The organism is Chitinivorax sp. PXF-14, assembly GCF_040812015.1.
Lineage (GTDB): Bacteria > Pseudomonadota > Gammaproteobacteria > Burkholderiales > SCOH01 > JBFNXJ01.
Genome location: NZ_JBFNXJ010000060.1, coordinates 1 through 265, shown reverse-complemented (window position 1 = coordinate 265; position 265 = coordinate 1). Strand labels below are relative to the sequence as shown.

1 protein-coding gene is annotated in these 265 nt (G+C 69.8%); it reads left to right on the top strand.

Going from position 1 to position 265, the window contains the following annotated elements:
* Positions 1 to 265: pirin-like C-terminal cupin domain-containing protein (locus ABWL39_RS20950; RefSeq protein ID WP_367796171.1), on the top strand; the 265-nt coding region annotated here is incomplete at both ends.

Here is a 265-nt window from a genome sequence, read left to right as displayed (position 1 = left end):
CGGCGAGTACCAGGGCCAGCCCGGGCCGGCGCGCACCTTCTCGCCGATGCAGGTGTGGGACATCAGCCTGAACGCCAACGGCAGCCTCGTGCTGCCCGCCCGCGACGGCTGGAACACCGCGCTGATCGTGCTGCGCGGCACCGTGCAGATCAATGGCGAGGCGATCGCCCGCGAGGCGCAGATGGTGCTGCTCGACCAGGCCGGCAGTGATGTCGTCATCGACGCCAACAGTGACGCGAAGCTGCTGCTGTTGAGCGGCGAGCCG